This window comes from Pseudoxanthomonas japonensis (genome assembly GCF_043632995.1).
GTDB classification, from domain to species: Bacteria; Pseudomonadota; Gammaproteobacteria; order Xanthomonadales; family Xanthomonadaceae; genus Pseudoxanthomonas_A; species Pseudoxanthomonas_A japonensis.
In genome coordinates this window covers 1,476,703-1,495,970 of record NZ_CP171632.1, presented here as the reverse complement: position 1 = coordinate 1,495,970, position 19,268 = coordinate 1,476,703, and the positions used below count along the sequence as shown (strand labels likewise).

The following is a 19,268-nucleotide window of genomic DNA, read 5'->3' as shown; positions in this document are numbered from 1 at the left end:
AGGTCAGAGCGTGCGCTGCACTTCGATGCGCTCGAAGCACTCGATCTGGTCGCCCGGCTGCACGTCGTTGTACGCCTTCACGCCGATGCCGCACTCGGTGCCGTTGCGCACTTCGTCGACGTTCTCCTTGAAGCGGCGCAGCGATTCCAGTTCGCCCTCGAACACCACGGTGCTCGCGCGCAGCACGCGGATCGGCTTGTTCCGCTTGACCGTGCCTTCGACCACCATGCAGCCCGCGACCGCGCCGAACTTGGAGCTGCGGAACACGTCGCGCACTTCGGCGATGCCGATGATCTCTTCGCGGATCTCCACGCCCAGCAGGCCGGAGGCCACCTGCTTCACCTGGTCGATCACGTCGTAGATGATCGAGAAGTAGCGCAGGTCCACGCCGTTGGCTTCGATGATGCGACGCGCGGAGGCGTCGGCACGCACGTTGAAGCCGATGACGGTGGCCTTGGAGGTGACCGCGGAGTTGGCGTCGGACTCGGTGATGCCGCCCACGCCGGAGTGGATGATGTTGATGCGGATCGATTCGTTGGACAGCGCGACCAGCGAATGGCGCAGCGCTTCGACAGAACCCTGCACGTCGGCCTTGACGATCAGATTGAGGCTGAGCTGGCCTTCGCCCTTGCCCAGCTGCGCCATGATGTCTTCCATGCGACTGCCGGCGGACTGCACCAGACGCGACTCGCGGCGCTTGGCGTCGCGCTGCTGCGCCACATCCTTGGCCAGCCGCTCGTCCGCGACCACGACGAAGTCGTCGCCCGCTTCCGGTACGCCGGACAGGCCCAGGACCTGCACGGGAATGGACGGGCCGGCCGACGGCGGCTGGTTGCCGGTCTCGTCGAACAGCGCACGCACGCGGCCGTACTGGATGCCGCAGACCAGGTAATCGCCCTTCTTCAGCGTGCCCTGCTGCACCAGCACCGTCGCGACCGGGCCACGGCCCTTGTCCAGCGAGGACTCGATGACCACGCCGCTGGCGCGGCCGTCTTCCACGGCCTTCAGTTCCAGCAGTTCGGCCTGGATGGAGATGGCGTCCAGCAGGTTGTCCACGCCCTGGCCCGTCTTGGCCGAGATCTCGACCATCTGGGTGTCGCCGCCGAAGTCTTCGGCGACCACTTCCTCGGCCAGCAGCTCGTTCTTCACGCGCAGCGGGTCGGCGTCGGACTTGTCGATCTTGTTCACCGCCACGATCAGCGGCACCTTGGCCGCCTTCGCATGCTGGATGGCTTCACGCGTCTGCGGCATGACGCCGTCGTCCGCGGCCACGACCAGCACCACGATGTCGGTCAGCTTGGCGCCGCGGGCGCGCATCGCTGTGAACGCGGCATGGCCCGGGGTATCGAGGAAGCTGATGACGCCCTTCGGCGTTTCCACGTGGTACGCGCCGATGTGCTGGGTGATGCCGCCTGCTTCGCCGCTGGCGATCTTGGTGCGGCGGATGTAGTCCAGCAGCGAGGTCTTGCCGTGGTCGACGTGGCCCATGATGGTGACGACGGGCGGACGCGCGACCTTGTCGCCCTGCTGCTCTTCCGAATGCGCCAGCAGTTCGTTCTCGACGTCGTTGGCGTCGGCGCGCACGGCCTTGTGGCCGAGCTCTTCGGTGATCAGCGCGGCGGTGTCGTGGTCGATGGTCTGGGTGATGGTGGCCATCACGCCCATCTTGAACAGCGCCTTCACCACGTCGCCGCCCTTCAGCGCGAGCTTCTGCGCCAGGTCGGCTACGGTAATCGTCTCGCCGATCGCCACTTCGCGCACGATCGGCGCGGTCGGACGCTCGAAGCCGTGCGCACCGCCGCCACCGCGGCTCTGCTCATGGCGACGCGGCGGCTTGGGCTTGCCGCGCGAGGCGCCACGGCGGGCACGATCGGCCGCGGAAAGGTGCAGCTGGCCGGCGAAGCGGCTGGTGTTGTCGTCGTCCTCGACGCCGGCCACCATCGCGTGCGAACCGCGGGTCTTGTGCTTGGCCGCGGCGGCATTGTTGCGGTCGTCGGTGCGCGGCGGATCCTTGCGCACGACCAGCTTGGGCACGTGGTGGCCCTGCGTGGCCGGCTTGGCCGGACGCGCGGTCTCGTCGCCATCGACGGCCACGGCACCGGCGGCGAGCGCGGCGGCTTCGGCATCGGCCTGCGCGCGCGCGGCTTCGGCCTCGGCGCGGGCGGCGGCTTCTTCCTGGCGGCGACGCTCGAGCTCTTCGGCGCGCTTGGCGTCTTCCTGCGCCAGGCGCTGCTGTTCGTCGAGGTTGCGCTGGCGGGATTCCTCCAGCTTGCGCAGGATCTCGGCGCGCTCGGGATCGGCTTCGTTCTGCCAGTTGGTGGCGACCGACTCTGCGTCGGTCGGCTTGGTGTAGGTGCGCTTCTGGCGCACTTCCACGTTCACCGTGGTCTTGCTGCGGCCGGCCGCGACGGTGACTTCCTGCACCTTGCGACGGTTCAGCGTGATCTTCTTGGGCGCAGCCTCATCCGTCGCGGCATCGCTCTTGCCGTGCGAGCGCTTGAGGAAGCCGAGCAGCTTCACTTTTTCCATGCTGGTCACGACCTGGTCGGGACCGCTGAAGCTCATGCCGGCTTCGGACAGTTGCTCCAGGAGTTTCTCGACCGGCGTGTTGACCAGTTCAGCGAGCTTGCGGATGGTGGTTTGCTGCGACATTCGGATCCTAGGTTTTGTGTTTCGCCCCCCCGGCGGTGGAGGGGCAACCCTGTTGGAAGGGGGGAATTCTAAGCCCTGCGGACACCAGGGCGGTGTTCATGGACGGCTCATGCGCCGCGTTCCAGACGAGCGATCTCCTCGGCGCGGGCGGCCAGGATCAGCGCCGCGGCACGACCCTCGTCCAGGCCCTCGATGCCGAACTCGACCACTTCGTCGGCGGCCAGGTCGGACAGGTCCTCGCTGGTGCGGACGCCGTGCGAGGCCAGCGCGAACGCGGTTTCCTCGTCCATGCCTTCCAGCGCCAGCAGGTCCTCGGCCGGGTGGTCGTCTTCCAGGCCCTCTTCCTCGGCCAGCGCCTCGTTCAGCAGGGCGTCGCGGGCGCGCGAGCGCAGCTCCTCGACGATGTCCTCGTCGAAGCCCTCGACGGCCAGCAGTTCGCCGACCGGGACATAGGCGATTTCCTCGACCGTGCTGAAGCCCTCGGCGACCAGGATGGCAGCGATTTCCTCGTCCACTTCCAGCTTGTCCATGAACAGCTGGCGGGCGACGGCCTGTTCGGCCTCGCTCTTGGCCTGCACCTGGTCGGCGGTCATGACGTTGAGCTGCCAGCCGGTCAGGCGGCTGGCCAGGCGCACGTTCTGGCCACCCTTGCCGATCGCCTGCGCCAGGCGGTCTTCCGCCACGGCCAGGTCCATGGAGTGCTTCTCTTCATCGACGATGATCGACTGCACTTCCGCCGGCGCCATCGCGTTGATGACGAAGGTGGCCGGGTTGTCGTTCCACAGCACGATGTCCACGCGCTCGCCGTTGAGCTCGTTGCTCACGGCCTGCACGCGCGAACCGCGCATGCCGATGCAGGCGCCGATGGGATCGGTGCGGGTGTCGTGCGCCAGCACCGCGATCTTGGCGCGGTCGCCCGGATCGCGTGCGCAGGCCTTGATCTCGACCAGGCCCTGGCCCACTTCCGGCACTTCCAGCTTGAACAGCTCGATCATGAATTCCGGGGCGGCGCGGCTGATGAACAGCTGCGGGCCACGCGGTTCGTAGCGCACGTCGAAGAGGTAGCCGCGGACGCGGTCGCCGGCGCGCAGCACGTCGCGCGGGATGCCCTTGTCCTTCGGGATGAAGGCCTCGGCGTTGCCGCCCAGGTCCACGTAGATGTTGCCGCGCTCGGCACGCTTGACCACGCCGGTGACCAGTTCGCCCACGCGGTCCTTCCAGGCATCGACCACCTGCGCGCGCTCGGCCTCGCGGACGCGCTGCACGATGACCTGCTTGGCGGCCTGCGCGGCGATGCGGCCGAAATCGGGGTTCTCGATCTTCTCTTCGATCCAGTCGCCCACTTCGGCGCCTTCGGCTTCGTCTTCGGCATCCATCAGGCGGATCTGGCGGTCGGGGGACTCCATCACCACGTCGTCGGCCACCACTTCCCAGCGGCGGAACGTCTCGTAGCTGCCATCCTTGTGGTCGATGGTGACGCGCACCTGCACGTCCTGGTCCAGGTAGCGCTTCTTGGCGGCGGACGCCAGGGCGGCCTCGATGGCATCGAAGATGACTTCGCGCGGCACGCCCTTCTCGTTGGCCACTGCATCCACGACCAGCAACAGTTCCTTACTCATTGATCACTCCGCGCGCGGCTTGCGGGCCGCCGGTTGGTTGGGTTTTTTCTTGGCTTGTTTGGCAGGGGCGCGCTTGGCGTCCGCTGCCTTCTTGGCGCCGGCCTTGCGGCCACCACCGGGTTTCTCTGGCGCCAGGCCGAGGGCGGCCCAGTCCGGGACCAGTCGTCCCTTGTCGATATTGTCGAACGCCACCGTCATCTCGGCGTCGTCCACGGTGAAGACGATGTTGTCGCCTTCGATACGGCTGATCATGCCCTGCAGGCGGCGACGACGGTCCTGCGGCAGCTTCAGCACGATCTTGGCCGACTCGCCGACGAAGCGCGCGTAGTGCGCCAGCTGGAACAGCGGGCGGTCCACGCCCGGCGAGGACACTTCCAGCGTGTAATTGCCGGAGATCGGATCCTCGACGTCCAACTGCGCCGACACTTCACGGCTGACCGCTTCGCAGTCTTCGATGTTGACGTGACGCGTGGCGCGCTCGGCTTCCTGCACGTCGATGTACAGGCGCACGGTCGCGCCGCCGGGCGCCGGCAGGTATTCGATGCCGAGCAACTCAACGCCCAGTGCCTGGACGGTGGGTGCCAGCAGGTTGGCGATGTCGTTGGCCTTGTCGCTCACGGATTCGCTGCCGATAGTTCGTGGTTCTGCATGTCGCTGAAACAAACAAGGGGCCCGATGGGCCCCTTGTCCGATACGCTGGATGTCGGTGCAACGACGGGAACATGCGTCGTTGCGTGCCCAGGCTTTTCGTCGGTCGCCGGTATCGGCGACCTCGGATAAACATGGTAGCGGGGGCAGGATTTGAACCTGCGACCTTCGGGTTATGAGCCCGACGAGCTGCCAGACTGCTCCACCCCGCAGCAGAAGCGAAATTATGATGAATACGCCGGTGCATTGCAAGCCTTGTCATGCACCAACTTGAAACATCGCGTTCATCACGCGTGCCGGCGGTCCCCCGCCGGCGGAACATCCGGGACTGATCCAGCCCTCAGCCCGCGAAAGCGAGCTTGCACCACGCCATGATCGGGTTCCAGGCGATGCCCAGCGCCAGCAGGGCCAGCGCATTGACGCCGAACACCATCGGCACCACGCGGTCGGCGCGCGGCGGCGGAACCTCGCCCACCGGCTCGTCGAAGTACATCACCTTGATGACGCGCAGGTAGTAGAACGCGCCGATCACCGCGCACAGCACGCCGACGATGGCCAGCCACAGGAAACCGCCGTTGACGGCCGCGCCCAGCACCACCAGCTTGGCCCAGAAGCCCAGGAACGGCGGTACACCAGCCAGCGACGCCATCACGCACAGCACCAGGCCGGCCTGCCAGGGATTGCGCGCGTTCAGGCCCTTGAAGTCGTCGATCCTGTCGGCCTCGAAGCCCTGCCGCGACAGCACGATGATCGCGCCGAACGCCGCCGCGGACATGATCGCGTAACTGATCGCATAGAACAGCGCCGCCGAGTAGCCCACTTCACCGCCGCCGGCGAAGCCGACCAGCAGGAAGCCGACATGCGAGACGGTCGAGTACGCCAGCATGCGCTTGAGATTGGTCTGCGCGATGGCGATGACGTTGCCGATCACCAGCGACGCGGCAGCCAGGCCGGCGAGCAGCCACTGCCATTGCGCCGCGGCCGGACCCAGGCCGTCCTGCAGCAGGCGGAACGCCATGCCGAACGCGGCCAGCTTCGGTGCCGCGCTGATGAACAGCGTCACCGGCGTCGGGGCGCCGTGGTAGACGTCCGGCAGCCACATGTGGAACGGCGCCGCACCCAGCTTGAAGGCGACGCCGGCCACCATGAACACCACGCCCGTCAGCAGCAGCATGCGCGCATCGCTGCTGCCGCCCAGTGCCGCACCGGCGGCATCGAAGATCGCCGGCAGGTGCAGCGAGCCGGTCGCGCCGTACACCAGCGACATGCCGTAGAGCAGCAGGCCCGACGCGAGCGAGCCCAGCACGATGTACTTCATCGCCGCCTCGGTCGCCAGCCCATCGTCGCGGTTCAGCGCGACCAGCGCGTACGAGCACAGCGCCAGCAGTTCCAGGCCCAGGTAGACCATCACCAGGCTGCCGGCCGACACCATCATCATCATGCCGGCGGTGGCGAACATGACCAGCACCGGCGCCTCGCCCGGATACAGGTTGCGCTCGCGCAGGTACGGCCAGCCGTAGACCAGCGACAGCGCGCTGACCGCGACGATCACGACCTTGCTGACATCGGCCAGCGTGTCGCGCACGAACATGCCGCTGAACACGGCGCCCTGCCCGCCCACGCCCGTTGCCAGCATCCACACGACGGCGGCCATGACGACCAGCGCGATGCCGTGGGTGATGAAGCGGCGGGAATTGTCGAGGAACAGGTCCAGCATCAGCAGCGCGAACGCGCCCCCGATCAGGGTCAGTTCGGGCAGCAGCGGCTGCAGGTCGGCGGCGGAGATGGGCATCGGCGTCGTCATGGTTCTTCCTTACAGCTTGCTGTTGGCGAGCTGCATCGCCAGTTGCGCGATCGACGGTTCCATCAGGTCGGTCAGCGGCTTGGGATACACGCCCAGCGCCAGCACGCACACGGCGAAGCCGCCGAGCACCACCGCTTCGCGCAAGGACACGTCCTGCAGCTCGGCCACGTGCGCGTTGGCCACGTCGCCGAGGATCACGCGTTTGACCAGCCACAGCGTGTAGGCCGCGCCGATCACCAGCGTGGTCGCGGCGAAGAAGGCGATCAGCGGATGCTGCTGGAAACTGGCCAGGATGACCATGAACTCGCCGACGAAACCGCTGGTGCCCGGCAGGCCGGAGTTGGCCATGCCGAACAGGATGAAGAAGGCGCCGAACCACGGCATCGTGTTGATGACGCCGCCGTAGTCCTTGATCATGCGGGTGTGCATGCGGTCGTAGAGCACGCCGACGCAGGTGAACATCGCGCCGGAGATGAAACCGTGGCTGATCATCTGCACCATCGCGCCCTGCAGGCCGAGGCGCGCACCATCCAGGTTGCCGTAATCACGCACCAGGCTGAAGGCGATGAAGATGCCCAGCGTGACGAAGCCCATGTGCGAGACCGACGAATAGGCGATCAGCTTCTTCATGTCGTCCTGCACCAGCGCCACCAGGCCCACGTAGACCACGGCGATCAGCGACAGCACGATGACGAACATGGCCCACTCGTGGCCGGCGTCCGGCACGATCGGCAGGCTGAAGCGCAGCAGGCCGTAGCCGCCGATCTTCAACGCGATCGCGGCCAGGATCACCGAGCCAGCGGTCGGCGCCTCGACGTGCGCATCCGGCAGCCAGGTGTGCACCGGGAACATCGGGATCTTGACTGCGAATGCGATGAGGAAGGCGAAGAACAGCCAGGTCTGCTCTTTGGCGTTCAACGGCAGCGTATATAGGTCAGCGAGTTGGAAGCTGCCGCCCTTGATGTACAGGTACACCAGGCCGACCAGCATCAGCACCGAGCCGAGGAACGTGTACAGGAAGAACTTGAGCGAGGCGTAGATGCGGCGCGGACCGCCCCAGACACCGATGATCAGGAACATCGGGATCAGCATCGCCTCGAAGAACACGTAGAACAGCACCGCGTCGCTGGCGGCAAAGATGCCGTTGGTCAGGCCCTCCAGGATCAGGAACGCGGCCACGTACTGGGCCACGCGCTTGTTCACCGAGCCCCACGCGCCGGCCAGGGTCAGCACGGTGATCAGCGTGTTGAGCAGCAGCAGGGCCACCGCGATGCCGTCGGCGCCCAGGTTGTAGTGGATGTCGAAGCTCGGGATCCAGGCGCGGGTCTCGACGAACTGGAGACCCGGATTCGCGTAGTCGAAGCCGGTCAGCAGGCCGATGCTGAAGACGAACGTCAGCACGGCGACCGCCAGGCCCAGCCAGCGGGCCGCGTCGGCGCGGGCGTTGCCCACGGCGAGCACCAGCGCGCCACCCAGGATGGGCAGCCAGATCAGAACACTAAGCAGGGGCCAGTTCGACACGTTGTGTTATCCGTTGAGTTCTTCGCCAGGACGCTCCGCACGGGGCGGCGCCAGGTCGTTACTGCCAAAACTTGATGACGACGCCCAGCAGCAGGATCAGGCCGACGATCATCGCGAACGCGTAGTGGTACAGGTAACCGGACTGGGTCTTGCGGAGCAGCTGCGCGCCCAGGTCGACCAGCTTCGCCGTGCCGTTCACCGCCGCGCCGTCGATCACGTACGTGTCGAAGGCGCGCGAGGCCTTGCCCAGCTTCACGCCGCCGCCGGCAAACCCGTTGATCCACAGGTGGTCGGCCCAGTACTTCTTGTCCAGGATGTTGGTCAGGAAGGCGCCGACGGTGCTGCGACGGATCTTGCCCGGCAGCTCCGGCTTGAACAGATACAGGAACGTGGCCAGCAGGAAACCGCCCAGCGCCAGCCAGAACGGCGGCATCTGCATGCCGTGGATCGCATAGCCGACCGGCCCGTGCCAGAACTCCTCCTTCAACGCCATCACGGTATCGCGAGGCGACAGCGCCACACTCGGGTCGACACGCAGAAAATCGATCGCGCCCAGGAAGAACGGCGTCGCCTCGTGGTGTCCCCTCCAGTCCGTACCGAACAGCATCGGGCCGATGGTGAAGAAGCCGATGAAGATCGATGGTATGGCGAGCAGCACCAGCGGCACCGTCACCACCCACGGCGACTCGTGCGGCACATGCGCGCCGTGATGCCCGTGGTCGTCATGCGCCGCATCATGGTGCGCGTCATGGCCGTGACCATGATCGTCGGCATGGGCGTCGCGGAAGCGCTCCTTGCCGTGGAACGTCAGGTACAACAGGCGGAAGCTGTAGAAACTGGTGACGAATACGCCGAGCAACACCGCCCAGTAACCGTAGGTGGCGATCCACTCGCTCGGCCCCTGGATGTTCTGCGCCGCCATCACGCCCATCTCGCCAACTTCCCTGCCCACCTCGTGCGCGACGTGCTGATGGTGCTTGGCGGCCTCGATGATGGTGTCCTTCGAGTAGAAGCCGGAGAAGAACGGCGTGCCGACCAGCGCCAGCGTGCCGATCAGGCTGGTGATCCAGGTGATGGGCATGTACTTGCGCAGGCCACCCATCTTCCGCATGTCCTGCTCGTGGTGCATGCCGATGATGACCGAGCCGGCTGCCAGGAACAGCAGCGCCTTGAAGAACGCATGCGTCATCAGGTGGAACACGGCCGCCGAGTACGCCGACACGCCCAGTGCCACCGTCATGTAGCCCAGCTGCGACAGCGTGGAGTACGCGACGACGCGCTTGATGTCGTTCTGCACGATGCCGATCAGGCCGGTGAACAGCGCCGTGGTTGCGCCGATGAACAGCACGAAGTCCAGCGCCGTCTGCGACAGCTCGAACAGCGGCGACATGCGCGCGACCATGAAGATGCCCGCGGTCACCATCGTCGCGGCATGGATCAGCGCCGAGATCGGGGTGGGGCCTTCCATCGAGTCGGGCAGCCACACGTGCAACGGCACCTGCGCCGACTTGCCCATCGCACCGATGAACAGGCAGATGCAGGTCAGCGTGGCCATCGACCAGATCATCGGCTCGTCGAGCACCTGGAAGGTGCTGCCGAACAGGGTGACCGCGCCCGACCAGACCGGGATGGCCTTGCCCGCCAGCAGCGAGGCATTGGCGAACACGGTGGCGTAGTCCAGCGTGCCGAACATCAGCAGCACGCAGCCGATGCCGAGCAGGAAGCCGAAATCGCCCACGCGGTTGACCAGGAACGCCTTCATGTTGGCGAAGATCGCCGTGGGGCGCTTGAACCAGAAACCGATCAGCAGGTACGAGACCAGGCCCACCGCTTCCCAGCCGAAAAACAGCTGCAGGAAGTTGTTGCTCATCACCAGCATCAGCATGCTGAAGGTGAACAGCGAGATGTAGCTGAAGAAGCGCTGGTAACCCGGGTCTTCGGCCATGTAGCCGATCGTGTACAGGTGGACCAGCAGCGACACGAAGGTCACCACGACCATCATCATCGCCGTCAGCTTGTCGATCATGAAACCGACATGGCCGCTGATGTTGCCCACTTCGAAGAACGTGTACAGGTTCTCGTTGAACGGCGACGCGCCCTGCGCCACCAGCTGGTACAGCACCCAGCACGACAGCGCGCAGCTGGTCGCCACGCCCAGGATGGTCGCGGTGTGGGCGCCCGCGCGGCCGACGATGCGGCCGAACAGCCCGGCGATGATGCTGCCCAGCAGCGGCGCCAGCACGATGGCCAGCAGCACGTTCTTGGAGAGGAGGACTTCCATACCGGTCATCGGTGCATCAGCCTTTGAGCGTATCGACGTCGGCCACGTTGATCGTGCGCCGGGTGCGGAACAGGGTGACCAGGATCGCCAGGCCGATGGCGGCCTCGGCCGCGGCCACGGTCAGGATGAAGAAGACGAAGATCTGGCCGGCCGCATCACCCAGCTCGCGCGAGAACGCGACGAAGTTGATGTTCACCGAGAGCAGCATCAGTTCGATCGACATCAGCAGCACGATGACGTTCTTCCGGTTGAGGAAGATGCCCGCCAGGCTGATGCAGAACAGCACGGCGCCGAGCGCCAGCAGGTGGCCTACGGAAATCATGCCTTGCCCTCCCCTTCCACCGGCGCGCTGGCCGGCGTCTCGCGCACCGGCTTCTCGGCCGGCATCGACACCATGCGGATGCGGTCGCCCGCCTTGACCCGCGACTGCTCGCCCGGGTCCTGCGTCTTGATGCCGGTGCGCTTGCGCAGCGTCAGCATCACGGCGGCCACGACGGCCACGGTCAGGATGACGGCGGCGAACTCGAACGGCAGCAGGAACTCGGTGAACAGCGTCCGCGCCAGCCAGGCCGTGTTGGACACGTCCGCCGCGGCGGACGCGGCGTTGTCCTGGAACGGCACCGCCATCTTCGCCTTGATGCCGATCAGCACCAGCATCTGCGCCAGCATGACCACCGCCACCAGCAACCCGACGGGCAGGAATCTGACCCACCCCTCGCGCATGGCAGTGACGTCGATGTCGAGCATCATCACCACGAACAGGAACAGCACCATCACCGCGCCCACGTAGACGAGGATCAGCGCCACGCCCAGGAACTCCGCGCCCACCAGCAGCCAGATGCAGGCCACCGAGAAGAACGTCAGGATGAGGCACAGCACCGCATGCACCGGGTTGCGCACGCTGATCACCGCGCCGGCGGCAACGACCGCGACGGTGGCGAAGGCGTAGAAACTGATCAGGACCCAATCCATTCTTCGGACCTCAGCGGAAGGCGGCGTCGGCGGCGCGGCGCTCGGCGATCTCGGCTTCCAGCCGGTCGCCGATCGCCAGCAGCTGCGGCTTGGTGACGATGTTCTGCCCGCGCTTGTCGAAGTGGTACTCCAGCACGTGCGTTTCCACGATCGAGTCCACCGGGCAGCTCTCTTCGCAGAAGCCGCAGTAGATGCACTTGAACAGGTCGATGTCGTAGCGCGTGGTGCGGCGGGTGCCGTCCTCGCGCGGGGCCGAATCGATGGTGATCGCCAGCGCCGGGCAGACCGCTTCGCACAGCTTGCAGGCGATGCAGCGCTCTTCGCCGTTGGGATAACGGCGCAGCGCGTGCAGGCCACGGAAGCGCGGCGACTGCGGGAACTTCTCCATCGGGTACATCAGCGTGTACTTCGGCTTGAAGGTGTACTTCAGCGTCAGCCACAGGCCCTGGAGCAGCTCCAGCAGCATCAGGCTCTTGAAGTAGTGCACAACCTTGCTCATGTCTTACACACCCTTCTCGAACACGCCGAAGAACACCATCACTGCCGTCACCGCGATCCAGAAGATCGTGAGCGGGATGAACACCTTCCAGCCCAGGCGCATGATCTGGTCGTAGCGATAGCGCGGGAAGCTGGCACGGAACCAGATGTAGGCGCTGGCGAAGAACAGCACTTTCAGCAGCAGCCACGGCCAGCCGCCGGTCCAGATCCAGTTGATCCACGGCGACACGTCGGCGGTGATCCAGCCCTGCAGCGGGCTCAGCCAGCCGCCGAGGAAGAACAGCGACACCAGGAAGCTGACCAGGATCATGTTGGCGTATTCGGCCAGGAAGAACAGCGCGAACGCCGCGCCCGAATACTCGACCATGTGGCCGGCGACGATTTCCGATTCGCCTTCCACCACGTCGAACGGCGAGCGGTTGGTCTCGGCGACGCCGGACACCCAGTACACGATGAACAGCGGGAACAGCGGCAGCCAGAACCACTCGAAGAAGCCGGAGTCGCCCGCCTGCGCCATCACGATGTCGGTCAGGTTGAGGCTGCCGGCGGCGATCAGCACGCCGACCAGGGCGAAGCCCATCGCGATTTCGTAGCTGACGACCTGCGCGGCCGAGCGCATCGCGCCGAGGAAGGCGTACTTCGAGTTGGAGGCCCAGCCGGCGATGATGATGCCGTACACGCCCAGCGAGGTCATCGCCAGCAGGTACAGCAGGCCGGCATTGGCGTTCGACAGCACCAGCTGGTAATCGAACGGCACCACCGCCCACGCCGCGAACGCCGGCGCCAGCGTGATCAGCGGCGCCAGGATGTACATCGTCTTCTGCGCGCTGCTGGGCTGGATGATCTCCTTGAACAGCAGCTTGAAGACATCGGCGAAGGCCTGGAAGATGCCCATGCCCACGTACATCGGTCCGTGGCGCACATGCATCCAGCCGATCAGCTTGCGCTCCCACACCACGTAGAACGCGACCGAAATGATCACCGGCATGGCGATGGCCAGGATCTTCAGCACGATCCACAGGATCATGCCGATGTCGCCCAGCCCGAAGAACCACTCGCGCAGGGGGCCGACCACGTTGATCAACATCTCGTTCATGCGCTCACCACCGTGACGCGTCCAGCGCCCAGCGGTGCCGTGGCACCGTAGCCGCTCTCGATCCAGGCGACGCCCGCGGCGACACGGGCATCCACCACCACCGGCAGCGCGGCCGTGCCGACGCCGTTGCCGACCTTCGCCATCTGGCCTTCGGCGACGCCGGCGGCCTGAGCGTCGGCCGGATTCAGCACGATGCGGTCGCCCACGTTCAGCGGGTGCGCCTGCAGCGCTTCGGCGCGGCGGACGGTACCGTCGGTGCGGTAGATCGCCGCGGTGACCGCCAGTTCCAGACCCTGTCCATTGGCGGCAGGCGCGGCCGACTTGGCGACAGCGACGGCCTTGGCATCGCCGATGGCCTCGCGCGCACCGGCGATGTCGGTGAACTCGAAACCGGCCAGCTGCAGTTCGCCACCCAGGGCACGCAGCACCTTCCAGCCGTCGCGCGCTTCGCCCGGCAGCTTGCCGGCGGCCTGCGTGCGCTGGTCCCTGCCATCCAGGTTGGTCAGCGTCGCTTCGATTTCCGGCAGCAGGCCGATCGGCAGGATCACGTCGGCCACGTCGCGCGTCGACTTGCAGGCGAAGTGGCTGAAGGCCACGACCTTGGCCGAGGCCAGCGCGCGCGAAGCGGCCGGCGTATCGGCGAAGTCCAGGCCCGGCTCGATGCCGTAGATGACGTAGGCGCTGAGCGGCTCGGCGAACATGCCGGCCACGTCGCGACCGGTCGGCAGCACGCCATGACGGGCCAGGCCGACCGCGTTCGCGCCTTGCGGAATGCGGCACAGCGACGCGTCGGTCGCGCCCGCGAACGCCGCGGCAGCGGCGCGTAGCGTTGACGCCTGCGGATGGTTCTCGACGATGCCGCCGACGATCACGACGGCGCGGTTCGCGGCCTTGGCGATGTCGCGCAACGCGGCATCGTTCAGCGCGTCACCGAGCTTCGACGGCGCAACGATGTGCTTGCCGGCGATGCCGAAGGCGAAGTCGAAGTCGACCGGGTTGACCACGTGCACCTTGGCGCCCGTGCGGACGGCCTTGCGGATGCGCTGGTGCAGCAGCGGCAGCTCGTGGCGCAGGTTGGTGCCGAACAGCACGATGACATCGGCCTGTTCGATCTCCGCCAGCGGCAGTGCGAACGGCTCGGCGACGGCGCCGTCGGAGAAGTCGCGGGTATTGATGCGGTGGTCCAGGTTGCCGGTGCCGAGGCCGCCGGCCAGCTTCGCCAGCAGGCCGCCCTCTTCGTTCGACACGGCCGGATGCACCAGCATGCCGAGGCTGTCGCCGCGGTTCGCGCGCAGGATCTCGGCAGCCGCCGCCAGGCCTTCACCCCACGACACTTCGCGCCACTCGCCATTGACCTTCTGCAGCGGCTTCACCGCGCGGTCGTCGGCGTACAGGCCCTGGTGCGAATAGCGGTCGCGATCGGACAGCCAGCACTCGTTGACCGCTTCGTTCTCGCGCGGCACGGTGCGCAGCACCTGGCCACGGCGCGAGTGGTAGAACACGTTCGAGCCCATCGCGTCGTGGAAACCGACGGACTCGCGTGCGATCAGTTCCCACGGACGGGCGCGGAACTGGAACACCTTGTTGGTCAGCGCGCCCACCGGGCACACGTCGATGACGTTGCCGGAAATCTCGGTGGTCAGCGGCTTGCCGTCGTAGGTGCCGATCTGCAGGTTCTCGCCACGGTACATGCCGCCCAGCTCGTAGGTGCCGGCGACGTCCGCGGTGAAGCGCACGCAGCGCGTGCACTGGATACAACGGGTCATCTCGGTGGCGACCAGCGGACCGATGTCCTCGTCCGGCACCACGCGCTTGCGTTCCTGGAAACGGCTGACCGAACGGCCGTAACCCAGCGACAGGTCCTGCAACTCGCACTCGCCGCCCTGGTCGCAGATCGGGCAGTCCAGCGGATGGTTGATCAGCAGGAATTCCATCACGTTGCGCTGCGACTTCAACGCCTTGTCGCTGCGCGTGGCGATCTTCATGCCGTCCATCACCGGCGTGGCGCAGGCCGGCGCCGGCTTCGGCATCTTCTCGACTTCGACCAGGCACATGCGGCAGTTGGCCGCGATCGGCAGCTTCTCGTGGTAGCAGAAGCGCGGGATCGGGATGCCGGCCTTGTCGGCGGCCTGGATGATCATCGAACCCTTGGGCGCGGCCAGCTCCTGCCCGTCGATGAAGACGGTGACGTGGTCCGGCGGCAGGTTGGGATTCACGGGCTGCGCACTCACGCGGCCACCTCCAGGTTGGAACGGACCACCGTGCCGTTGCGCTCGTCGTCGACGAGGAAGCGCTTGTTGACGATCGCGTATTCGAATTCGTGCCAGAAGTGGCGCAGCATGCCCTGCACCGGCCACGCGGCGGCTTCGCCGAACGCGCAGATGGTGTGGCCTTCGATCTGGCCGGCCGCCGCACGCAGCGTCTGCAGGTCTTCGATCGTGGCCTTGTGCTCGGCGACGCGGGTCAGCATGCGGTACATCCAGCCGGTGCCTTCGCGGCACGGCGTGCACTGGCCGCAGCTTTCCTTGTAGTAGAAGCGCGCGATGCGCTGGCAGGCACGCACCATGCAGGTGGTGTCGTCCATCACGACGACGGCGCCCGAACCCAGGCCGGAGCCGGCCTTCTGGATGCTGTCGTAGTCCATCGTCAGGCCCATCATCACCTCGCCCGGCAGCACCGGCATCGAGGAGCCGCCCGGGATGACCGCCTTGAGCTTGCGGCCTTCGCGCATGCCACCGCACAGGTCGAGCAGGTCGGCGAACGACGTGCCCAGGCGGATCTCGTGGTTGCCCGGCTTCGCGACGTGGCCGGAGACCGAGAAGATCTTGCAGCCCCCGTTGTTGGGCTTGCCCAGATTCATGAACCACTCGGCGCCGTTGCGCACGATCGCCGGCACCGACGCGTAGGTCTCGGTGTTGTTGATCGTGGTCGGCTTGCCGTACAGGCCGAAATTTGCCGGGAACGGCGGCTTGAAGCGCGGCTGACCTTTCTTGCCTTCCAGCGACTCCATCAGCGCGGTTTCCTCACCGCAGATGTAGGCGCCCGCGCCGAGCGCGTTGTACAGGTCGATGTCCACGCCGGAGCCGAGGATGTTCTTGCCCAGCCAGCCGTGCTTGTAGGCCTCGGCGGTGGCTTCTTCCAGGTGCTCGAACGGCTCGTGGTGGAACTCGCCGCGCAGGTAGTTGTAGCCCACGGTCGAACCGGTGGCGTAGCAGGCGATGGCCATGCCCTCGATCACCGCGTGCGGGTTGTAGCGCAGGATGTCGCGGTCCTTGGCGGTACCCGGTTCGGATTCGTCCGAGTTGCAGAGGATGTACTTCTGCATGTCGCCCTTGGGCATGAAGCTCCACTTCAGGCCGGTCGGGAAGCCCGCGCCGCCGCGGCCGCGCAGGCCGGACTGCTTGACCATCTCGACGACGTCGGCCGGCGGGATCTTCTCTTCGATGATCCGGCGCAGCGCGGCGTAACCGCCGGTCTTCAGGTAGTTCTCGTACGACCACGGCTTGTCGAAGTGCAGCGTGGTGTAGACGGCCTGGTGCTCCTTGGGAGCGGGGCCGACCGGGCCGTAGCCTTCGGAACCGTGCTTGTTTGAATCTGGGGAATGGCCTGCCATGCGCTTACTCCAGCCCGTCCAGCAGCTCGTCGACCTTCGCCGGCGTCAGCTTCTCGTGGTAGTGACCATTGATGACCACGACCGGCGCGCCGCAGCAGGCGGCGACGCATTCTTCTTCACGCTTCAGGTAGACACGACCGTCGGCGGTGGATTCGCCCAGCTTGCAGCCGAGCTTCTTCTCCGCGTGCGCGACCAGATCCTCGGCGCCGTTGAGCCAGCAGCTGATGTTGGTGCAGAAGGCCACGTTGTTGCGGCCGACCTTCTCGGTCTCGAACATCGAGTAGAAGCTGGCGACTTCGTACGCCCACACCGGCGGCAGGTCGAGGTACTTGGCGACGGCGGCGATCAGCTCGTCGGTCAGCCAGCCCTCGTTCTGTTCCTGCGCGGCATGCAGGCCCTGCAGCACCGCGGAACGCTTGCGGTCCGGCGGGAACTTGGTCAGCCAGTGATCGATGTGCGCGCGCGTCTTGTCGCTCAACGCCACCAGCGGATCGACGTTCTGCGCCGCTTCGAAATTACCCGTGGCCCTCATCGGTCCACCTCACCAAAGACAAGATCATAGGTACCGATCATCGCGACGACGTCGGGGAGCATGTGGCCGCGCACGATCTCGTCCATCGAGGACAGGTGCGCGAAGCCCGGCGCGCGCAGCTTCACGCGGAACGGCTTGTTGGCGCCGTCGGACACCAGGTAGCAGCCGAACTCGCCCTTCGGCGCTTCGACCGCGGCGTAGGTCTCGCCGGCCGGCACGCAGTAGCCCTCGCTGAAGAGCTTGAAGTGGTGGATCAGCGCTTCCATGTCGTCCTTCATCTCCTCGCGGGAGGGCGGCGCGACCTTGAAGTTCTGCACCATGACCGGGCCGGGGTTGGCCTTCAGCCACGTCACGCACTGCTGGATGATGCGGTTGGACTGGCGCATCTCGGCGACGCGGACCAGGTAGCGGTCGTAGCAGTCGCCGTTGACGCCGACCGGGATGTCGAAATCGACCGCGTCGTACTTCGCGTATGGCTGCTTCTTGCGCAGGTCCCAGGCGATGCCCGAACCGCGCAGCATGGCGCCGGTCATGCCCCAGGCGCGCGCCTGCTCCGGCGCGACCACGCCGATGCCGACGGTGCGCTGCTTCCAGATGCGGTTGTCGGTCAGCAGCGTCTCGTACTCGTCGACGCGCTTCGGGAATTCTTTGGTGAAGTCTTCCAGGAAGTCGAGCAGCGAGCCCTCGCGCGCCTGGTTGAAGTGCTTCAGCGCCTTGCCCTTGCGCCAGGGCGATTCCTTGTACTTCGGCATGCGGTCCGGCAGGTCGCGGTAGACGCCGCCCGGCCGGTAGTAGGCCGCGTGCATGCGCGCGCCGCTGACCGCTTCGTAGCAGTCCATCAGCTCTTCACGCTCACGGAAGGCGTACAGCATGACCGCCATCGCGCCGAGATCGAGCGCATTGGAGCCGATCCACATCAGGTGGTTCAGGATGCGGGTGATCTCGTCGTACATCGTGCGGATGTACTGCGCGCGCTCCGGCGCCTCGATGCCCATCAGGGTCTCGATGGCGCGCACGTAGGCGTGCTCGTTGCACATCATCGACACGTAGTCGAGGCGGTCCATGTAGCCGATCGACTGGTTGAACGGCTTGGACTCGGCCAGCTTCTCGGTGCCCCGGTGCAGCAGGCCCACGTGCGGATCGGCACGGACGATGGTCTCGCCGTCCATCTCCAGGATCAGGCGCAGCACGCCGTGCGCGGCCGGATGCTGGGGCCCGAAGTTCAGCGTGTAGTTGCGGATTTCCTGCTTGCTTTCGGCAGGATTGCTGGCGAACGCGACGCCGGATTGCGGATTGCTCATGCCTTGCCCTCGCGCGCGGCCTGCTCGCCGGCGGCGGTCTGGTAGCGGGCGTCGTCGCGGATCACGCGCGGCACGCCGACACGCGGCTCGACCGAGGTGACCGGTTCGTACACCACGCGCTTCTTCTCTTCGTCGTAGCGGACTTCGACGTTGCCGATCAGCGGGAAGTCCTTGCGGAACGGATGACCGACGAAGCCGTAGTCGGTCAGGATGCGGCGCAGGTCCGGATGGCCTTCGAAGATGATGCCGTACAGGTCGAACGCCTCGCGCTCGAACCAGTTCAGGCCCGGCCACACGTCGCACAGCGACGCGACCACCGGCAGGCCGTCATCCGGCGCGAAGCAGCGCACGCGCACGCGACGGTTGTGCTGGTACGACAGCAGGTGCAGCACGACGGCGAAGCGGTTGGGACGAACGGCGTCGCGCGGACGCTGGTCCCAGTTGAAGCGGCCCGGACCGAAGCCCTCGACACCGCGACTGAAGCCTTCAGACGACACGTCGGCGGTATCCCACTCGGCGCTGCCGTAACCCAGGTAGTCCACGCCGCTGACATCGACGGCCTGTTCGAAACCGAACTCGTCGCGCAGCGCCAGGCAGACCGCGTGCCAGGAGGCGGACGGTACTTCCAGGGTGATCTCGCCGCGCGGCTCGGCCACGCTGACCGTGGCGTCCGCGAAGCGGGCGCGCAGCTGGTCGGTGAAGTTTGCAGCTTGCTCAGCCATGGGGCGTGG

15 protein-coding genes and 1 tRNA gene are annotated in these 19,268 nt (G+C 66.4%); all 16 read right to left on the bottom strand.

The window, feature by feature from the left end:
- Nucleotides 1-3 precede the first annotated feature (3 nt).
- Nucleotides 4-2,652 carry a translation initiation factor IF-2 gene (infB, locus tag ACGHX3_RS06770; RefSeq protein WP_394696840.1) on the bottom strand — a complete coding sequence of 883 codons (2,649 nt, stop codon included), beginning with the start codon at nucleotides 2,650-2,652 and terminating at the stop codon, nucleotides 4-6.
- A gap of 107 nt (nucleotides 2,653-2,759) precedes the next feature.
- Nucleotides 2,760-4,271: a transcription termination factor NusA gene (gene nusA, locus ACGHX3_RS06765; protein ID WP_162336593.1), complete on the bottom strand. Its 1,512-nt coding sequence runs from the start codon at nucleotides 4,269-4,271 to the stop codon at nucleotides 2,760-2,762.
- A 3-nt stretch (nucleotides 4,272-4,274) separates the two neighbouring features.
- The gene (gene rimP / locus ACGHX3_RS06760) at nucleotides 4,275-4,889 is read right to left on the bottom strand and encodes a ribosome maturation factor RimP (protein ID WP_394696839.1); all 615 of its coding nucleotides are present in this window, start codon (nucleotides 4,887-4,889) and stop codon (nucleotides 4,275-4,277) included.
- Between the two features lie 165 nt (nucleotides 4,890-5,054).
- A tRNA-Met gene (locus ACGHX3_RS06755) sits at nucleotides 5,055-5,131 on the bottom strand.
- Between the two features lie 128 nt (nucleotides 5,132-5,259).
- Nucleotides 5,260-6,723: an NADH-quinone oxidoreductase subunit NuoN gene (gene nuoN / locus ACGHX3_RS06750; RefSeq protein ID WP_162336591.1), complete on the bottom strand. Its 1,464-nt coding sequence runs from the start codon at nucleotides 6,721-6,723 to the stop codon at nucleotides 5,260-5,262.
- Nucleotides 6,724-6,732: 9 nt separating this feature from the next.
- Nucleotides 6,733-8,244 (bottom strand): NADH-quinone oxidoreductase subunit M, encoded by a 1,512-nt coding sequence (locus tag ACGHX3_RS06745; RefSeq protein ID WP_162336590.1) that lies wholly within the window; start codon nucleotides 8,242-8,244, stop codon nucleotides 6,733-6,735.
- A gap of 58 nt (nucleotides 8,245-8,302) precedes the next feature.
- Complete coding sequence (gene nuoL, locus ACGHX3_RS06740) at nucleotides 8,303-10,525, bottom strand: NADH-quinone oxidoreductase subunit L (protein WP_394696838.1); 2,223 nt, start codon at nucleotides 10,523-10,525, stop codon at nucleotides 8,303-8,305.
- Nucleotides 10,526-10,541: 16 nt separating this feature from the next.
- On the bottom strand, nucleotides 10,542-10,847 hold the full coding sequence (gene nuoK / locus ACGHX3_RS06735) for an NADH-quinone oxidoreductase subunit NuoK (RefSeq protein WP_162336588.1): 306 nt from the start codon (nucleotides 10,845-10,847) through the stop codon (nucleotides 10,542-10,544).
- Nucleotides 10,844-11,497 (bottom strand): NADH-quinone oxidoreductase subunit J, encoded by a 654-nt coding sequence (locus tag ACGHX3_RS06730; protein ID WP_394696837.1) that lies wholly within the window; start codon nucleotides 11,495-11,497, stop codon nucleotides 10,844-10,846. The genes nuoK and ACGHX3_RS06730 overlap by 4 nt, the downstream gene beginning before the upstream one ends.
- Nucleotides 11,498-11,507: 10 nt before the next feature.
- Nucleotides 11,508-11,996 carry an NADH-quinone oxidoreductase subunit NuoI gene (nuoI, locus tag ACGHX3_RS06725; protein ID WP_162108528.1) on the bottom strand — a complete coding sequence of 163 codons (489 nt, stop codon included), beginning with the start codon at nucleotides 11,994-11,996 and terminating at the stop codon, nucleotides 11,508-11,510.
- 3 nt (nucleotides 11,997-11,999) lie between these two features.
- Nucleotides 12,000-13,091 (bottom strand): NADH-quinone oxidoreductase subunit NuoH, encoded by a 1,092-nt coding sequence (nuoH, locus tag ACGHX3_RS06720; RefSeq protein WP_394696836.1) that lies wholly within the window; start codon nucleotides 13,089-13,091, stop codon nucleotides 12,000-12,002.
- The gene (gene nuoG, locus ACGHX3_RS06715; protein WP_394696835.1) at nucleotides 13,088-15,322 is read right to left on the bottom strand and encodes an NADH-quinone oxidoreductase subunit NuoG; all 2,235 of its coding nucleotides are present in this window, start codon (nucleotides 15,320-15,322) and stop codon (nucleotides 13,088-13,090) included. The genes nuoH and nuoG overlap by 4 nt, the downstream gene beginning before the upstream one ends.
- Nucleotides 15,319-16,704 (bottom strand): NADH-quinone oxidoreductase subunit NuoF, encoded by a 1,386-nt coding sequence (nuoF, locus tag ACGHX3_RS06710; RefSeq protein WP_394696834.1) that lies wholly within the window; start codon nucleotides 16,702-16,704, stop codon nucleotides 15,319-15,321. The genes nuoG and nuoF overlap by 4 nt, the downstream gene beginning before the upstream one ends.
- A gap of 4 nt (nucleotides 16,705-16,708) precedes the next feature.
- Nucleotides 16,709-17,236 carry an NADH-quinone oxidoreductase subunit NuoE gene (gene nuoE, locus ACGHX3_RS06705; protein WP_162336583.1) on the bottom strand — a complete coding sequence of 176 codons (528 nt, stop codon included), beginning with the start codon at nucleotides 17,234-17,236 and terminating at the stop codon, nucleotides 16,709-16,711.
- Nucleotides 17,233-18,537, bottom strand: coding sequence for an NADH-quinone oxidoreductase subunit D (locus tag ACGHX3_RS06700; RefSeq protein ID WP_394696833.1), 1,305 nt, complete (start codon nucleotides 18,535-18,537; stop codon nucleotides 17,233-17,235). Before ACGHX3_RS06700 ends, nuoE begins: the two co-directional genes overlap by 4 nt.
- Nucleotides 18,534-19,259 carry an NADH-quinone oxidoreductase subunit C gene (locus ACGHX3_RS06695; protein WP_213601590.1) on the bottom strand — a complete coding sequence of 242 codons (726 nt, stop codon included), beginning with the start codon at nucleotides 19,257-19,259 and terminating at the stop codon, nucleotides 18,534-18,536. Before ACGHX3_RS06695 ends, ACGHX3_RS06700 begins: the two co-directional genes overlap by 4 nt.
- Between the last annotated feature and the right edge of the window lie 9 nt (nucleotides 19,260-19,268).